This is a genomic window from uncultured Aggregatibacter sp. (assembly GCF_938046485.1).
In the GTDB taxonomy this organism is placed as follows: domain Bacteria; phylum Pseudomonadota; class Gammaproteobacteria; order Enterobacterales; family Pasteurellaceae; genus Aggregatibacter.
Genome location: NZ_CALIWN010000031.1, coordinates 17,103 through 33,674 on the forward strand (window position 1 = coordinate 17,103; position 16,572 = coordinate 33,674).

At 42.0% G+C, this 16,572-nt stretch carries 20 protein-coding genes and 1 rRNA gene; 18 read left to right on the plus strand and 3 right to left on the minus strand.

Features of this window, described 5'->3' with window-relative positions; translation table 11 throughout:
- Positions 1-7 precede the first annotated feature (7 nt).
- From grpE to rplT, 6 genes are all read left to right on the plus strand, one after another.
- Positions 8-586, plus strand: a complete 579-nt coding sequence (grpE, locus tag Q0203_RS03715; protein ID WP_297929648.1) for a nucleotide exchange factor GrpE — start codon at positions 8-10, stop codon at positions 584-586.
- 194 nt (positions 587-780) lie between these two features.
- Positions 781-896 (plus strand): 5S ribosomal RNA (gene rrf, locus Q0203_RS03720).
- Between the two features lie 206 nt (positions 897-1,102).
- A complete protein-coding gene (locus Q0203_RS03725) occupies positions 1,103-1,735 on the plus strand; it encodes a TfoX/Sxy family DNA transformation protein (protein ID WP_297929773.1) in 633 nt (210 codons plus the stop codon).
- A gap of 241 nt (positions 1,736-1,976) precedes the next feature.
- The gene (infC, locus tag Q0203_RS03730; protein WP_081456132.1) at positions 1,977-2,519 is read left to right on the plus strand and encodes a translation initiation factor IF-3; all 543 of its coding nucleotides are present in this window, start codon (positions 1,977-1,979) and stop codon (positions 2,517-2,519) included.
- A 207-nt stretch (positions 2,520-2,726) separates the two neighbouring features.
- Positions 2,727-2,924, plus strand: a complete 198-nt coding sequence (gene rpmI / locus Q0203_RS03735) for a 50S ribosomal protein L35 (RefSeq protein WP_005542274.1) — start codon at positions 2,727-2,729, stop codon at positions 2,922-2,924.
- A 54-nt stretch (positions 2,925-2,978) separates the two neighbouring features.
- Entirely contained in the window at positions 2,979-3,332 is a 354-nt protein-coding gene (gene rplT, locus Q0203_RS03740) for a 50S ribosomal protein L20 (RefSeq protein ID WP_005596075.1), read from the plus strand.
- Positions 3,333-3,499: 167 nt separating this feature from the next.
- Here rplT and ettA read toward each other — a convergent pair whose 3' ends face one another.
- A complete protein-coding gene (gene ettA, locus Q0203_RS03745; RefSeq protein WP_297929651.1) occupies positions 3,500-5,170 on the minus strand; it encodes an energy-dependent translational throttle protein EttA in 1,671 nt (556 codons plus the stop codon).
- A 443-nt stretch (positions 5,171-5,613) separates the two neighbouring features.
- Here ettA and zevA point away from each other — a divergent pair, with 443 nt between their 5' ends.
- From zevA to serA, 11 genes are all read left to right on the plus strand, one after another.
- Complete coding sequence (gene zevA, locus Q0203_RS03750) at positions 5,614-6,246, plus strand: zinc transporter binding subunit ZevA (protein ID WP_297929653.1); 633 nt, start codon at positions 5,614-5,616, stop codon at positions 6,244-6,246.
- Positions 6,247-6,543: 297 nt separating this feature from the next.
- Entirely contained in the window at positions 6,544-7,302 is a 759-nt protein-coding gene (locus Q0203_RS03755) for a beta-methylgalactoside transporter (RefSeq protein ID WP_297929655.1), read from the plus strand.
- Between the two features lie 7 nt (positions 7,303-7,309).
- Positions 7,310-7,861: a septation protein A gene (locus Q0203_RS03760; protein WP_297929657.1), complete on the plus strand. Its 552-nt coding sequence runs from the start codon at positions 7,310-7,312 to the stop codon at positions 7,859-7,861.
- A gap of 3 nt (positions 7,862-7,864) precedes the next feature.
- The gene (yciA, locus tag Q0203_RS03765; protein ID WP_297929659.1) at positions 7,865-8,326 is read left to right on the plus strand and encodes an acyl-CoA thioester hydrolase YciA; all 462 of its coding nucleotides are present in this window, start codon (positions 7,865-7,867) and stop codon (positions 8,324-8,326) included.
- 19 nt (positions 8,327-8,345) lie between these two features.
- Positions 8,346-8,642, plus strand: a complete 297-nt coding sequence (locus Q0203_RS03770; RefSeq protein WP_209362972.1) for a YciI family protein — start codon at positions 8,346-8,348, stop codon at positions 8,640-8,642.
- A 247-nt stretch (positions 8,643-8,889) separates the two neighbouring features.
- Positions 8,890-9,219, plus strand: coding sequence for a helix-hairpin-helix domain-containing protein (locus Q0203_RS03775; RefSeq protein ID WP_109128231.1), 330 nt, complete (start codon positions 8,890-8,892; stop codon positions 9,217-9,219).
- A gap of 121 nt (positions 9,220-9,340) precedes the next feature.
- The gene (gene rdgB, locus Q0203_RS03780; protein WP_109128232.1) at positions 9,341-9,940 is read left to right on the plus strand and encodes an RdgB/HAM1 family non-canonical purine NTP pyrophosphatase; all 600 of its coding nucleotides are present in this window, start codon (positions 9,341-9,343) and stop codon (positions 9,938-9,940) included.
- A 39-nt stretch (positions 9,941-9,979) separates the two neighbouring features.
- The gene (locus tag Q0203_RS03785; RefSeq protein ID WP_006719266.1) at positions 9,980-10,303 is read left to right on the plus strand and encodes a YbjQ family protein; all 324 of its coding nucleotides are present in this window, start codon (positions 9,980-9,982) and stop codon (positions 10,301-10,303) included.
- Positions 10,303-11,472, plus strand: a complete 1,170-nt coding sequence (hemW, locus tag Q0203_RS03790; protein ID WP_109128233.1) for a radical SAM family heme chaperone HemW — start codon at positions 10,303-10,305, stop codon at positions 11,470-11,472. The genes Q0203_RS03785 and hemW overlap by 1 nt, the downstream gene beginning before the upstream one ends.
- Before the next feature lie 95 nt (positions 11,473-11,567).
- Positions 11,568-12,224: a ribose-5-phosphate isomerase RpiA gene (gene rpiA / locus Q0203_RS03795; RefSeq protein WP_006719268.1), complete on the plus strand. Its 657-nt coding sequence runs from the start codon at positions 11,568-11,570 to the stop codon at positions 12,222-12,224.
- A gap of 18 nt (positions 12,225-12,242) precedes the next feature.
- The gene (gene serA / locus Q0203_RS03800) at positions 12,243-13,475 is read left to right on the plus strand and encodes a phosphoglycerate dehydrogenase (protein ID WP_297929664.1); all 1,233 of its coding nucleotides are present in this window, start codon (positions 12,243-12,245) and stop codon (positions 13,473-13,475) included.
- 344 nt (positions 13,476-13,819) lie between these two features.
- Here serA and Q0203_RS03805 read toward each other — a convergent pair whose 3' ends face one another.
- Together Q0203_RS03805 and fumC are read right to left on the minus strand one after the other, a co-directional pair.
- Entirely contained in the window at positions 13,820-14,419 is a 600-nt protein-coding gene (locus Q0203_RS03805; RefSeq protein ID WP_297929665.1) for a hypothetical protein, read from the minus strand.
- Between the two features lie 98 nt (positions 14,420-14,517).
- Positions 14,518-15,912, minus strand: coding sequence for a class II fumarate hydratase (gene fumC, locus Q0203_RS03810; protein WP_109128058.1), 1,395 nt, complete (start codon positions 15,910-15,912; stop codon positions 14,518-14,520).
- Between the two features lie 213 nt (positions 15,913-16,125).
- Here fumC and Q0203_RS03815 point away from each other — a divergent pair, with 213 nt between their 5' ends.
- Positions 16,126-16,572, plus strand: a complete 447-nt coding sequence (locus tag Q0203_RS03815) for a DNA polymerase III subunit chi (protein WP_297929667.1) — start codon at positions 16,126-16,128, stop codon at positions 16,570-16,572.

Consider the following 16,572-nt stretch of genomic DNA (forward strand, 5'->3'; position numbering starts at 1 on the left):
AATGACAATGGCAGACGAGCAAAAACAAGAACAAAACGAAGAATTAGAACAAGATCTTCAATCGCAAGAAGTCGATGTTGAAGAACAAAATCAAGCCGAAGATCCTTTGGAAGAAGCTATCGCACGCGTACAAGAATTAGAGTCGCAATTAGCGGAAACCGCAAAAAAAGAACAAGATTTATTGTTGCGTACTCGTGCTGAAATCGACAATATTCGTCGTCGTACAGAACAAGATGTTGAAAAAGCGCATAAATTTGCGTTAGAAAAATTTGCCAAAGACATTTTAAACACCATTGATAACTTAGAACGTGCCCTAGCCACCCCGGCAAATATTGAAGATGAAAGCATTAAGGCTTTATTTGACGGCGTAGAATTAACCTTAAAAGAGCTATTGGCAACGGTTGCCCGTTTTGGCGTTGAGCCTGTAGGCGTTGTCGGTGAGGTTTTCAATCCGGATCTCCACCAAGCTATTTCTATGCAACCGATGGAAGGCTTTGAAACTAACCAAATCACCACCGTATTGCAAAAAGGCTACTTGCTTAACGGTCGCGTGATTCGCCCGGCAATGGTGATGGTCGCGGCGTAAGTCAGTCTAATCACTTCCTCCTTTTCCTGCTATCCTGTGGGGGTATTTTCCCCCATTAAGGATAGGCATAGATGATCTATCAACACAAAGAATAAAAAGGGATTGCAAGGTCTCGATAAACTCCTATAATACAATTGCTCATGAATTAACCTTTAAAGGATGATGCTAAAAAATATAAGCATCATCAATCGATTTTTGGCGGCAATAATATAGCGGATCTACCTGATTCCATACCGAACTCAGATGTGAAATGCCGTAATGCCGATGGTAGTGTGGGAATTTCCCATGTGAGAGTAGGTCACCGCCAAGCTTTATTAAATTGATATCACTTCTTTTAACCTTTTATGAAAAGGCATTGTAGTGCTGTCAGTTTAATATTAGGGCGCTGTAAATAGCCTATCTGGAAGGCATAAATAATTACTGATGCAATGAAAATTGCATTTGCGTAATAAGCCAAACTACAGGTATGTTCATTTAAACAGCAATCGTATATCACTCACGTTGGAAATTACTATGATATCGGCTGTGTCTAAACAGCTTAAGGATGAGCTAGTACCAATTATTGGTGACGTAAAGATTAAGAATCTCTTTGCAGGATATGGAATTTTTTATTCAGAAATGATGTTTGCTATCTACCAAAATGGTAGTTTATATCTTAGAGCGGAGGATGAATTAGCGCAGTACCTTGAATCTTTGGGGGCTGCGGCATATTCAAGAAATCCAGACTGCTCGGATGTTTTAGTCTTATATCATTATTATCAATTACCTCTGGCTGTTCAAAAAGATAAAGCACGATTAGGTCATCTAATTAGCCTTTCTTTGAAGCAAATTCAAACGAAAAAGTTGACTGAAGCGCTTACTAAAAAGTCAAGGATCAAAGAGCTTGCTAATCTCTCTATCAAACACGAAAGATTACTGGCTAAAATCAATGTTTACACTGTGGATGAATTTAGATCATTAGGTGCAACCAATAGTTATGTTAGGTTAAAAAAACTTGGCATCCCTATTAACATTGACATGCTTTGGCGTTTTGCGGCGGCATTAAAAAATAAGCATGTGCATTTATTAACAGAGAAGGAAAAACATACCCTCTTTGTCAGAGTAAATGAGTTGCTTGAAGCAAATGGCTTACGCAAAATTAAGCGCTAACGATCAATGAGTTTTATTGTGATAAGCTAATGCTTGTATCAGAAAAGAAAAGAGTTGATGTGTTCAACTCTTTTTTCTATCTAATATAACGGAATTTAGCAAACAAAAGGTTTCTGAGAAAATATTTTGCTATAGAGAATAAAGTTTTGTAAAATGCGCGCTTAATTAACCGGATTCAATGTAGAACTGTTTGGTTCGCCAAGCAGCATTTTCATAGTTTAACTAATAGAGGAATATCATTATTAAAACCGTAAAAAAAGCACCCGCAGTAAATCGCCCGAATCGTATTAATGACGAAATTAGAGTAAAAGAAGTCCGCTTGATTGATCAGGACGGCGAACAAGTTGGGGTTGTTGCGATTCAACAAGCATTAGAAATGGCGGAAGCCGCAGCTTTAGATCTTGTAGAAATCAGTCCAAATGCGGAACCTCCTGTGTGTCGCATTATGAACTACGGTAAATTCCTCTACGAAAAGAGCAAAACAGCCAAAGAACAGAAGAAAAAACAAAAAGTGGTGCAAGTGAAGGAAATTAAATTCCGTCCTGGCACAGATGAAGGTGACTACCAAGTTAAGTTACGTAGCCTAATCCGCTTTTTGGAAGATGGCGATAAAGCCAAGATTACTGTCCGTTTCCGCGGTCGTGAAATGGCTCACCAAGACATCGGTTTTGATGTATTGGAGCGTGTGAAAAATGATTTAGCCGATATTTCTGTGGTTGAATCTGCGCCAGGGAAATTAGAAGGTCGTCAAGCAGTTATGGTATTGGCACCTAAGAAGAAATAGTTTTTGTTCAGATTTCATCTGAATAACGGAATTTTCACTTCGGTGAAGATACAACGGTACATTGGGCACACTACGCAGCCTAATGACGTTTGAAAAGGGCAATTTTAGATTGTCTTGATTGGAAATAATCAGTGCCTACAAGTAATCGCCTTAAAACGGTTCGCCTGATTATGTTGTTTAAACTTAAAAATGCGGAGTTATTTAACAATGCCTAAAATTAAAACAGTACGCGGTGCTGCTAAGCGTTTCAAAAAAACTGCTTCTGGTGGTTTCAAGCGTAAACAATCTCACTTACGTCATATTTTGACTAAGAAAACAACAAAACGTAAACGTCACCTACGCCATAAATCTATGGTTGCTAAGTCCGACTTAGTATTAGTAGTCGCGTGCTTGCCATACGCATAAGCACAAACGTACGTCAGTTCATTTTAGTTAAAATATTACATAGGAGATTAAATAATGGCTCGTGTAAAACGTGGTGTTATTGCAAGAGCACGCCATAAGAAAGTTCTTAAGGCTGCTAAAGGTTATTATGGTGCACGTTCACGCGTGTATCGCGTTGCTTTCCAAGCGGTGATCAAAGCTGGTCAATACGCATATCGTGACCGCCGTCAACGTAAACGTCAATTCCGTCAATTATGGATTGCACGTATCAACGCAGCGGCTCGTCAAAATGGTTTATCTTACAGCAAATTCATCAACGGCTTGAAAAAAGCGTCTGTTGAAATCGACCGTAAGATCCTTGCCGATATCGCCGTATTCGACAAAGTGGCATTTGCTGCATTAGTTGAAAAAGCAAAATCTGCACTTTAATTCGTTAAAGTTTAGATAAAAATTAGGACGCTCTCGAGCGTCCTTTTTCATTTAATGCGCACTAATAGCAATCAATATCGTAAAAATACGTCAGCACAGGTCAATAAGAGACAAAAACACAACCTCACACTTAACCAAGCATGAGGTTATATTTTAACCATAAAGGCTTACTTCGCAATACGTTTATATTTCATGCGATGTGGTTGAAGCGCATCAGCTCCAAAGGTTTTCTTCTTCCATTCTTCATAATCGGAGAAGTTGCCTTCATAAAAGGTTACCTTGCCTTCATCGCCGTAGTCTAGAATATGGGTCGCGATACGGTCTAAGAACCAGCGGTCATGGGAAATGACCATAGCACAGCCCGGGAATTCTAAAATCGCATTTTCCAATGCGCGTAAGGTTTCCACATCAAGGTCGTTGGTCGGTTCGTCCAGTAATAATACGTTACCGCCGGCTTGTAACAATTTTGCTAGATGCAAACGGCCGCGTTCACCACCGGAAAGTTCACCCACGCGTTTTTGCTGATCCACGCCTTTGAAGTTGAAGCGTCCTACATAAGCACGGCTTGGAATTTCAAAGTTGCCGATAGTTAAAATATCTTGTCCGTTAGAAACTTCTTCCCACACGGTTTTTTTGTCGTCCATGGCATCACGGAATTGATCTACGGAAGCCAACACGACCGTTTCACCTAAGGTGATGGAACCCGAATCCGGCTGTTCTTTACCTGAAAGCATGCGGAATAAAGTCGATTTACCCGCGCCGTTTGCCCCGATAATCCCAACGATAGCGCCTTTCGGAATGCTGAAAGACAAATCATCGATTAAAGTGCGGTCGCCGTAAGATTTACTTAAATGTTGCACTTCAATGACTTTATCGCCTAAGCGTGGGCCAGGTGGAATAAAGAGTTCGTTGGTTTCGTTACGTTTTTGATATTCACCGGAATTAAGTTCCTCAAAACGCGCCATACGCGCTTTGCTTTTCGCTTGACGACCTTTTGGATTTTGGCGTACCCATTCCAATTCTTTCTCAATGGATTTTTGGCGGGCAGATTCTTGCGCTTGTTCTTGCGCCAAGCGTTTTTCTTTTTGTTCTAACCAAGAAGAGTAGTTGCCTTCCCAAGGAATACCTTCACCACGGTCAAGCTCCAAGATCCAACCGGCAACGTTATCTAAGAAGTAACGGTCGTGAGTAATTGCCACAACGGTGCCCTCGTAGTCATGCAAGAAGCGCTCTAACCATGCAACGGATTCTGCATCCAAGTGGTTGGTCGGTTCGTCTAATAACAACATATCCGGTTTTTCGAGCAATAAACGGCAAAGTGCTACACGACGGCGTTCCCCCCCGGATAAATGTTCGATTTTGGCATCCCAATCCGGTAAACGTAACGCATCGGCGGCGCGTTCTAATTGGTTATCTAAATTATGCCCGTCGTGCGCTTGAATGATGGCTTCCAACTCTGCTTGCTCCGCGGCAAGTTTGTCGAAATCTGCATCAGGATCGGCATATAAGGCATAAACTTCATCTAAACGCGTTAACGCACGCTTAACGTCACCCACCGCTTCTTCAATGGCTTCACGCACCGTTTGTTGCGGTTCCAGTTTGGGTTCTTGAGGAAGATAGCCGATTTTAATGCCGGGTTGTGGACGCGCTTCCCCTTCGATTTCTTTATCAATGCCCGCCATAATGCGAAGCAACGTGGATTTACCTGCGCCGTTTAAGCCGAGCACACCAATTTTGGCTCCTGGGAAAAAGCTTAGGGAAATATCTTTTAGAATATGACGTTTCGGCGGAACCACTTTGCCTACTCGGTGCATCGTGTAAACGAATTGTGTTGACATAATTTTTCTCTGGTTAAGGGAAAAGTGCGGTCATTTTTATCGATGTTTTGACATACGGAATGACCCTAAAGAAACAATAAATCACAAAGATTATTGCCATAATTCAGGTGGCTCATTCTACTTGATGTTTGCTGTTGTGCCAATTTCCATTCATGTTTTAGTCGTATTTTTGGCACAAAAAAAACCTCTCCGAAGAGAGGTAGGAAAGTTGTTTAGCTATTATGATTATTTTATTTAGGAACTTTATGAATATCAAGCAATCACTTGATGGTGAAAGATGTTATCGATTTTTCAATAAGAAGCAAAATGCAAAATTAGGTTTGTTTGATATAAATCACAAAAAATAGGTAATTTTTCCATGATAGATGCTTTTTTAACCGTACTGTGGTGCCTTTTTATTTGTGATAAAATAGAAAAATCCAATCTACCGAGAAGGTGAACCTGTGAAAAAAATAAGTTTATTTTTGATAACCTTACTTTGTGCTCAAACACTTTTTGCCCACCCCCATGCGTTTATTGACATGAAAACCAAAGTATTAGTGGAAAAGCAACAATTAGTCGGTTTTTCAATGCAATGGATTTTGGATGAACCCAGTTCGGCTGCTGTGTTATATGATGTAAAACAAGCAAAAGGTGACAAGAAAGCCTTGCAGAAATTAATTGATGAGGTTATCGGCAATGTGGTCAATGAGCATTACTTTAGCTATTTATTTGATAAACAAGGCAATAAAGTAAAATACAGCGCAAAACCTCAAAATTACGGCATGAAGACCAGTGGGGCACAGGTGTTGTATTATTTTGATTTTATGTTGTCAAAACCGCAGCTTTTGCAGGATAACGAATTTACATTAAGTACTTACGATCCGACTTATTATGTTTCTATGTATTACGATCAGCCTTTTCATTCCGCTGTTGATTTTTCTCAATTACCGGAAAATTGCCATGGCGAAGTGTTGGAGCCTAATATCAATGAAAAACTTAAAGCTTACGCCTCCTCGTTAGATCAGTCTCAACGCAACGAAGATGACACCCTTGGCGCACAGTTTGCGCAAAAAGTGCGGTTAATTTGTCGCTAGTTTCTTGTCATTCGGCGATAGAAAATCAAACATAACCCGATTGACACCCAATTTTAATGGGGAATCTCAGCTTGATGAAATCGGCTATCGATAAATCAATGTAAAAATTGCGTGATTCCCCTGCTCTCTGCTCTCCTCTAGTTAGCTCATTCCTCGTGCAGTGTGCATCTTGATGCACGAATCCATGCACAGAAATCGCGGATTTACACGTCGGAGTATTAAAATAGGATCTGTTTTTATCCGGAAAGGTCAGTATAATTAGGCTCTTTTTCTTTCACGCTTAATGAAGTCAATGAAATGCCAATAAACTTTACCCAAATTATTAAAGACAGCTTTCATTTCATGCAAAATGAAAAGCGAATTATCCTTCTCTTATCTATGTTCTACTTTTTTGTCGACATTATCATGGTATGGCTACAGTTTGTCATGTTGCCCAATGAAATTGTTATGTCTTTGTCAAACAATCAAATTGCCTCCACGATGTCAGAAGAACAAGGCATCGATTTGGTGACATTCTTTTTTCTTAAACAGTTTATTTATATTTTTATCAGTGCATGGTGTTTAGTCACCATTCATCAAATTAGCTTGCGTCAATTCAACACGATTTGGCAGAGTTTCTCCTCAACATTAAAACGGATTTTGGGCGCTATTTTGCTGAGTTTCCTGATTTTTATCCCGATCCTTATTGGGCTAACAGAAGCCATGATTGCTATTCAGCAAAACGTACAGCCTTCCATTATTTCATTATTTGCGATGGTTATCGGCATTGGGCTCTATATTCGTTTTTGCTTAGCGCCGGTACATTATTTGCTAACAAACGACAGCATAAGCCATTCCGCTAAAATTACGTGGCGTGCTGCGATGGGGCGTGTGTCTGTATTATTTATCTTCTGCTTGCTGATTTATGTGCTGATCCCATTCGTGGAAAATTTTCTCACCGCCTTTTCAAGCAATGCCATTATGGCACTCATTAGCGGTATCCTGGTTGCGCTAATCAATGTATTTGCATTGGTTGTCACATACCGTTTTTATACGTTATTTATATCAAAGGCATAACATCAATATGAAACAATTACTTGAATTTATTCCCTTAATTCTCTTTTTTGCCGTCTATAAATTAGTTGGAATTCGTGAAGCGGCAATCACCTTGGTGATCGCGACTATCATGCAATTCATTATTTTAAAAGTGAAATACGGCAAAATTGAAACACAACAAAAAGTTGTTGCAGGTGCAGTCATTTTCTTTGGCTCGTTAACCGCCTATTTTAACGATCTTGAGTTTTTAAAATGGAAAGTGACGATTATTTATGCGCTCTTTGCATTGGTTTTACTTGTCGCTCAATTTGGTTTTAAAAAACTGTTGATTAAACAACTTCTTGGTAAAGAAATCACCTTACCTGAGCCGGTGTGGAAGAACCTCAACTTAGGATGGAGCGGCTTTTTTATTTTATGTATGTTGCTTAACATTTATATCAGCCGATATTTATCGGACGACATTTGGGTCGATTTCAAGTCCTTCGGCATTATCGGCATGACGTTTGTCGCCACGATCATTACAGGTCTTTATATTTATCGCTATTTACCTCAAACACAACAAGAAAAAAACAAGGAATAATCGATGTCAGCTCAACTCACTGATAGTAAAACCGGACAACAATCTCACGGCACGCTTCTGCTCAGAACCTTAGCGATGCCCTCAAACACCAACGCCAACGGCGATATTTTCGGTGGCTGGATCATGTCTCAAATGGACATTGGCGGCGCCATTTTAGCAAAAGAAATCGCTCACGGACGCGTTGTGACTGTTGCCGTTGAAAGCATGAATTTCATTCAGCCGGTTTCTGTTGGAGATGTAGTTTGTTGCTATGGACAATGTTTACACGTTGGACGTAGCTCAATTAAAATTAAAGTGGAAGTGTGGGTTAAAAAAGTGGCAAGCGAACCTATTGGTGAACGCTATTGCGTGACAGAAGCACAATTTACGTTTGTTGCTGTCGATCAGGAAGGTAAACCTCGTGCTATTCCACGCGAAAATAATCACGAATTAGATGCCGCTTTGGCACACATGAAAACGCCATAAACTAACAAGAGGACTCAAAATGTACTACGTTATTTTTGCTCAAGACAAACCGAACACGTTGGCTCAACGCTTGGCCGTGCGTGAACAACACCTTGCTCGTTTGAAACAACTCCAAGCCGAAGATCGTTTATTAACCGCAGGCCCAAACCCGGCAATTGATGATGAAAATCCGGGTGAGGCCGGTTTCACCGGTTCGACCGTCATTGCCCAGTTTGAGAGCTTGCAAGCCGCCAAAGACTGGGCAGCTCAAGATCCTTATGTCGAAGCCGGCGTGTATGGTGATGTCATCATTAAGCCGTTTAAAAAAGTATTTTGATCTTCCCAACTATCAGGCAAATCACCAATCCACTGATTTGCCTGAAATCCCTGTTCATTATTTCTACTCTCCCCTATTTCCACCCTTCCCGATCGAAATGCTTTAAAACCTAACTCGTTTTTCCTTGATTTTGCGACTAAGATCCCAAAAGTGCGGTCGTTTTCTCGTGCATTTTTTCGATTTTCGGCAAAGTACGCCCGTTGATTAATTCAACGTGTATTTAACTTTAGTCTGAAAAGGAATCACTATGAAAGTAATGAAACATCTTTTGGCTTCTCTGTTCGTGTTAGGAACGGTGTTTACCGGCACTGCCATGGCAGCAGAAAAGGCGGCAGAACCTACAGCGCAAACAGAGCAACCCGTCGCAACGGCCGCTGTTAGCCAGAAAGTCAACATCAACACGGCCTCTGCTACCGAAATTCAAAAAGCACTTGTGGGTATTGGCGCGAAAAAAGCGGAAGCCGTTGTGCAATACCGTGAAAAACACGGGGCGTTTAGTGCTGTCGAGCAATTATTGGAAGTGCAAGGCATCGGCAAAGCCACACTCGAAAAAAATCGCGATCGCATCACACTTTAATCGCTCTACTCTAACATTGTTTTTATGTAAGACGAGGCAATGCGCCTCGTCTTTTTTATTGGGTGCGTTATAATACGAGGCATTTTTCAACCGCACTTAACAGAATAAGTAAGAGGACAATATGAAACAAAAAATTGTTTTAGCCACTGGCAATCAGGGTAAAGTCAGAGAAATGGCGGATGTGTTAGCCGATTTCGGTTTTGAGGTTATCGCCCAAACCGACTTAGGCATCGACAGCCCAGAAGAAACCGGCTTGACCTTCGTAGAAAACGCCATTTTAAAAGCCCGTTATGCGGCGGAAAAATCCGGTTTACCAGCGATTGCAGACGATTCCGGCTTAGTGGTTGACGCATTAAACGGCGCACCCGGCTTATATTCCGCTCGTTATGCTGGGGTAGATGGCGAGCAAGCTGATGCGAAAAATCGTGAAAAATTGTTAGCGGAATTAGCGAATGTACCCACCGAACAACGCAGTGCGCAATTTGTTAGCACCATTGTCTTGTTACAACACCCAAGCGATCCGTCTCCGATTATTGCGCAAGGCGCATGTCACGGTGTCATTACTTTTAAAGAAAAAGGCGACAATGGCTTTGGTTATGACTCACTCTTTTTCAGCCCGGAGACAGGTTGCACCTTTGCCGAACTGGAAACTGCCGAGAAAAAGAAAATTTCCCACCGTGCCCGTGCATTAGCGGTGCTTAAAGCCAAATTGGGCACCTAAAGTGCGGTCAGTTTTCATAACGAATTTAAAGGGAAAAAGATGATTATTACCACCACACCTCACATTGAAGGCAAGCAAATTGTCGAATATAAACAACTGGTATTCGGCGAAGTCGTTGCCGGTTCAAATTTTATCCGCGACTTTTTTGCCGGCATTACCGACATTATCGGTGGGCGTTCCGGCATGTATGAATCGCGCATTACCAAATCGCGCAAAGAAGCATTAGATGAAATGCAAAAAAACGCTCAAGCATTAGGCGCTAATGCCGTTGTGGGCGTAGAAGTCAATTACACCACCATCACCTCAGATGCCAAAAGCATGTTTATGATTGTGGCAAGCGGTACCGCGGTGGTCGTTCGCTAATGATAACACCGCCGTTAAATCCGTTGCGGTTACCACCGCTGAGTTTATACATTCACATTCCTTGGTGTGTGCAGAAATGTCCCTACTGCGATTTTAATTCGCATGCGCAAAAAGGCGCCATTCCTGAACAAGATTATGTGCATCATTTACTGGCTGATTTAACTGCGGATTTATCGCGTTATCAGGAAAGCCTGCAACAACGTCCGCTACATTCAATTTTTATCGGTGGCGGTACACCGAGCCTGTTTAGCGCAGAAAATATTGCCTATTTATTACATCAAATCGAACAGCACATTCCTTTTGATCCCAACATTGAAATTACCCTCGAAGCCAATCCTGGCACGGCTGAAGCTGAGCGTTTTTTAGGTTATGCACAAGCCGGCATCAATCGGATTTCTATGGGCATTCAAAGTTTTTCCGATGAAAAATTGCAAAAGCTAGGGCGCATTCATAATGCCGCCGAGGCAAAAAGTGCGGTAGGTTTCGCACGCGTTTCTTCTCTGCGCAGTTTTAATTTGGATTTAATGCACGGTTTACCTAACCAAACCTTAAACGAAGCCTTAGCGGATTTGCATCAAGCCATTGAACTGGCACCGCCGCATTTGTCTTGGTATCAGCTCACCATCGAGCCGAATACGATGTTTGCTTATCGTCCGCCGAAACTGCCTGATGACGATGAATTGTGGGATATTTTCGAACAAGGGCATCAATTATTAACGGCTGCCGGCTATCAACAATATGAAACTTCAGCCTATGCCAAACCAGGCTTTCAGTGCCAACACAACCTAAATTATTGGCGCTTCGGCGATTATCTTGCCATTGGTTGCGGTGCACACGGCAAACTCAGTTTTCCAAGCGGAAAAATTTTGCGTTACAGCAAAACCAAACACCCAAAAGGCTATATGCGTGGCGAATATTTGTATGAAGAACGGGACGTCAGCACCGAAGATCGCCCTTTTGAATTCTTTATGAATCGTTTTCGCTTATTGGAAGCCGTACCAAAAAACGAATTTGAACAATTCACCGGCTTGCCATTAAGTGTGGTAGATAAGACGATGGCTTGGGCGCTGGATCAAAAATTCATCACTGAAACCGACCGCACTTGGCAAGTCACCGAGCACGGAAAACTGTTTTTAAACGAGTTATTAGAAGCCTTTTTGCCCGAATAACGCATCTCTACTTGTTTATGCCAAGGAAACTGATTAAAGTAAACGCAATCGTTTACGCGATTTAACTGCGTAATTTTGTGATGTAAGGAGAAAAAATGAATCAACTTGAAATGAAAAAAATCGCCGCGCAAGCGGCTTTGCAATTTGTAAAGCCGGATATGATCGTGGGCGTGGGGAGCGGTTCGACCGTGAATTGCTTTATCGAAGCCTTGGGAACGCTAAAAGATCAAATTAAAGGCGCTGTAGCAGCATCGAAAAATTCAGAAGAACTCCTCCGCCAGCAAGGTATTGAAGTTTTCAGTACGAATGACGTTTCCAGTTTAGATATTTATGTGGATGGCGCGGATGAAATCAATCCACAAAAAATGATGATCAAAGGCGGCGGCGCGGCATTAACCCGTGAAAAAATTGTGGCTGCACTTGCAAAAAATTTCATCTGCATCGTGGATAGCAGCAAACAAGTGGATGTGTTAGGCTCAACTTTCCCGTTACCGATTGAAGTTATCCCCATGGCGCGTTCACAAGTGGCTCGTAAATTAGTCACACTTGGCGGCGCACCGGAATATCGCGAAGGTGTCGTGACCGATAACGGCAACATCATTTTAGACGTACATAATTTTGCTATTATGAATCCGGTGGAAATGGAAAAAGAATTAAATAACATTGCAGGTGTCGTGACTAACGGCGTATTCGCTTTACGCCCGGCAAACACGGTAATTGTCGGCACACCGGACGGCGCAAAAATCATTTAAAAATAATCGGAGAAAAATATGACATCAAAAGTTTCATTAGATAAAAATAAAATCAAATTTGTGTTGTTGGAAGGTGTTCACCAAAGCGCATTAGACACCTTGCACGCCGCAGGTTACACCAACATTGATTACTACAAAAAAGCGTTGGACGGTGATGAACTCAAAGAAGCCATCAAAGATGCCCACTTTATTGGCTTACGTTCGCGCACCCATTTAACCGAAGAAATAATCGCAGCCGCACCGAAATTGATCGCTATCGGTTGTTTCTGTATCGGTACCAACCAAGTGGATTTAAATGCGGCGAAAGTACGCGGCATTCCGGTCTTTAATGCGCCGTTCTCTAACACGCGTTCTGTAGCAGAATTAGTCTTGGGTGAAATCTTATTATTAATGCGTAACATTCCGCAAGCCAATGCCGATGTGCACCGTGGTTTATGGAATAAATCGGCGGTGGGTTCACACGAAGTGCGTGGCAAAAAATTAGGGATCGTAGGCTACGGTCATATCGGTTCACAACTGAGTATTATTGCTGAATCCTTGGGGATGGATGTCCATTTCTACGACATTGAAAACAAACTGCCTCTTGGCAACGCCAAACAAGTGCGTAGCTTGGAAGAATTGCTCGGTTCTTGCGATGTCATTTCCCTGCACGTTCCTGAATTGCCATCTACCCGCAATTTAATCAGCGCAGAACGTATTGCCCAATTAAAACAAGATGCTATTTTGATTAACGCAGCGCGCGGTACTGTCGTGGACATTGATGCATTAGCCAAAGCATTAGAAGAAGGTAAAATACGCGGTGCGGCAATCGACGTATTCCCGAAAGAACCGGCATCCATTAACGAAGAATTTATTTCCCCATTACGCAAATTCGATAATGTGATCTTAACGCCGCACATCGGTGGTTCTACCGCTGAAGCACAAGAAAATATTGGATTTGAAGTCGCCGGTAAATTTGTGAAATATTCCGACAATGGCTCAACCTTATCTTCCGTTAACTTCCCGGAAGTGTCTCTACCGGAACACGAAGGCTCCAAACGCTTGTTGCACATTCACGAAAACCGCCCGGGTATCTTGACTAAAATCAACCAAATTTTCGTTGAGGCCAATCTCAATATCGCTGCGCAATATTTACAGACCGATCCGAAAATCGGCTATGTGGTAATTGATGTGGAAACCGACGATTCCGCACCATTGCTCGATAAATTACGTCATATTGATGGCACAATTCGCACGCGGATCTTGTTTTAACGAAAAAATAACAATCCGCTCATAAAACGTGCGGTTTTTAGGCTCCCCTATAAGGGCCTATACTTCACAAGCCCCTCAAGGGGCTTGTGAAAACCGGTCACCGTGTTTATTTTCATATCACTATTTTAGTGAATCGTAGCGTGCAACTTGTTGCACGAAATCATGAATGCCCGAAAGCGTTAAATAACGTTCCGTGCGTAATTTGGTCGTGCATCAAGATGCACGCTACGAACGAAATCACGAATTACACATCGAGGTTAATGTTAATCATTTGTGCAATAAAAGCCTTTCATCTGAAAGGCTTTTATATTAAGAAAAACAAATAAAGTCGGTTGGCTTATGCGTTATTCCGACTCTATCGCATTCAGCGGAAAGTTTGGAGGCAGTTGTGGACTGGCCTCATCCTCCCCCATAGGATCGATTTCCGGTTGCGTTTTAAACGCTTCCGGTGAAACATTTCCTTTTTCCTTACCCAATAATTGGGGCTGCAATTTGACGAAGTTACTCTGTGGTGACAACCAAATATTGATCAGCATTTGGCTGAATTCCGGTTCAAACTCATGATCTAAAATGGAATCATTCAAAATAAAATACCCTTTATCGGGTAGCGCAATATAACGCAATATCGCATTTGGAGAGAAGTCCGGGAAAATAGCCTGCATGTCTTTTAGCCACAAATCCGTTTTAGCTTTATCCGCTTTCAGAAATTCCATTTCTTTAATCAAGCTAATCGCAAAATTTTTTCCTTCAACGGGCTTTTCATATTTAAAAGAAAGCATCACCGGCAACTGGTTTTCTTTATATTCGCCATTTTCTGTTGCTAAATCAATGGAATACACTAAAAATGGGCCCCAGTTATAATCAGCATTTCCCACGTTCACCCAATGGGCAGAAAGTGCGGTCGGTATTAAACCTAAAATAAACAGCAGCGATTTTAATTTCATAAACAATCCGTCATAAAAATTTATGTGGGCGATTATAACAAAAAAGACGGGAAATTGATCCCGTCTTCTTTACTCATGGCTTAATTTAACGCATCACGTTATTTTAAGCTGCCCACCATATCTTCCGGACGCACCCATTTGTCGAAGTCTTCCGCAGAAACTAAGCCAAGATTAATGGCTTCTTCGCGTAAGGTGGTACCGTTTTTGTGTGCAGTTTTCGCAATTTTCGCCGCATTTTCATAACCGATATGGGTATTAAGTGCGGTGACCAACATCAACGAATTTTCAAGTTGTTGTTTAATGCGAGGGTAGTTCGGTTCAATACCGGTTGCGCAGTGTTCATCGAAAGAAACACAGGCATCTGCCAACAATTGAGCGGATTGTAAGAAGTTCGCAATCATTACCGGATTGAATACGTTCAATTGGAAGTGACCTTGAGATCCGACGAACGCGATAGTGGTGTCGTTACCAAACACTTGTGCACACACCATAGTCATGGCTTCACATTGGGTTGGGTTAACTTTACCCGGCATGATGGAAGAACCCGGTTCATTTTCCGGAATTAAGATTTCACCGATACCGGAGCGTGGACCGGATGCCAATAAACGAATGTCGTTAGCAATTTTGAACAAGCTCATAGCAAGTTGACGTAATGCACCGTGAGTTTCCACGATAGCATCATGTGCTGCCAACGCTTCAAATTTGTTTTCTGCGGTAATGAACGGAAGACCGGTGAATTTAGCAATGTATTCTGCTACTTTCACATCATAGCCTTTCGGTGTATTCAAACCGGTACCCACAGCCGTGCCGCCAAGGGCTAATTGGCGTAAGTGCGGTAGGGTATTTTTCAATGCAAGTAAACCGAAGTGTAATTGCGCCGCATAGGCAGAGAATTCTTGACCTAATGTTAATGGGGTTGCATCCATTAAGTGCGTACGGCCGATTTTCACCACATCTTTAAAGGCTTCAGATTTTGCTGCAAAAGTTTTTTGTAAACGTTCTACGGCAGGGATAGTGGTTTCGACCACTTTTTTGTATGCGGCAATGTGCATTGCGGTTGGGAAGGTATCGTTGGAAGATTGGGATTTGTTCACATCATCATTCGGGTGAATAATGGATTTTTCGCCCAATTTGCCACCGTGTAAAACGTGAGCACGGTTTGCCACCACTTCGTTCACGTTCATGTTGGATTGCGTACCGGAACCGGTTTGCCAAATCACCAACGGGAATTGATCGTCTAATTTATTTGCTAAAATTTCATCGCAAGCTTGTGCGATTAAATCACGTTTTTCAGCAGGCAACACGCCTAAATCATGGTTGGCAAATGCCGCCGCTTTTTTCAAATAACCAAAGGCTTCGATGACTTCATGTGGCATAGATGCCGCAGGACCGATTTTGAAATTGTTGCGGGAACGTTCGGTTTGAGCCGCCCAGTATTTGTCTGCCGGAACTTGAACTTCACCCATGGTGTCTTTTTCAATACGAAATGCCATTGTAATTACCTCTTATTGATTATTAATGAAAAGTCAGCCAGATTTTAACACCGCCTGACTCATCTATGAACTGAAATTACAAACAGAAAATCGGTTTTGTGACTTAGATCATAAAGTGCGGTGAGTTTGTAAAACGTTTTGAAAATTAACATTTTCTATTTAAGCTGATTTCCGCTAAAATCTCAGCTTGCATCTCTCTTGAGGTATGTTTTTATGGCGCAATCAGCACAATTTTATTTACTCCATGACATGGCGTCCCCAAATGGGCTGTCTGCTCAAGAACAGTTGGCGTGCAATCTTGCCGCGGCGGCATGGCGTTTGGGGAAACGGGTGCTCATTAGCTGTGAAACACAGGAACAGGCATTGCTATTAGATGAAGCCTTATGGCAGCGAGATCCTGATGAATTTGTCCCGCATAATCTCTTTGGTGAAATAACAACCTACGCAACACCCATTGAAATTAGCTGGTCATCAAAGCGTAACGCTCAACGAAGAGATTTACTGATTAATTTGCAACAAGTACTGCCTGAATTTTTTGGCACCTTTAATCAAATTATTGATTTTGTGCCCGCAGAAGAACAAGCCAAAAAACTTGCTCGGGAGCGTTATAAATTCTTGCGAACCCAAGGTTGGCAGCTTTCGACAGAAAACGCTGCCTAA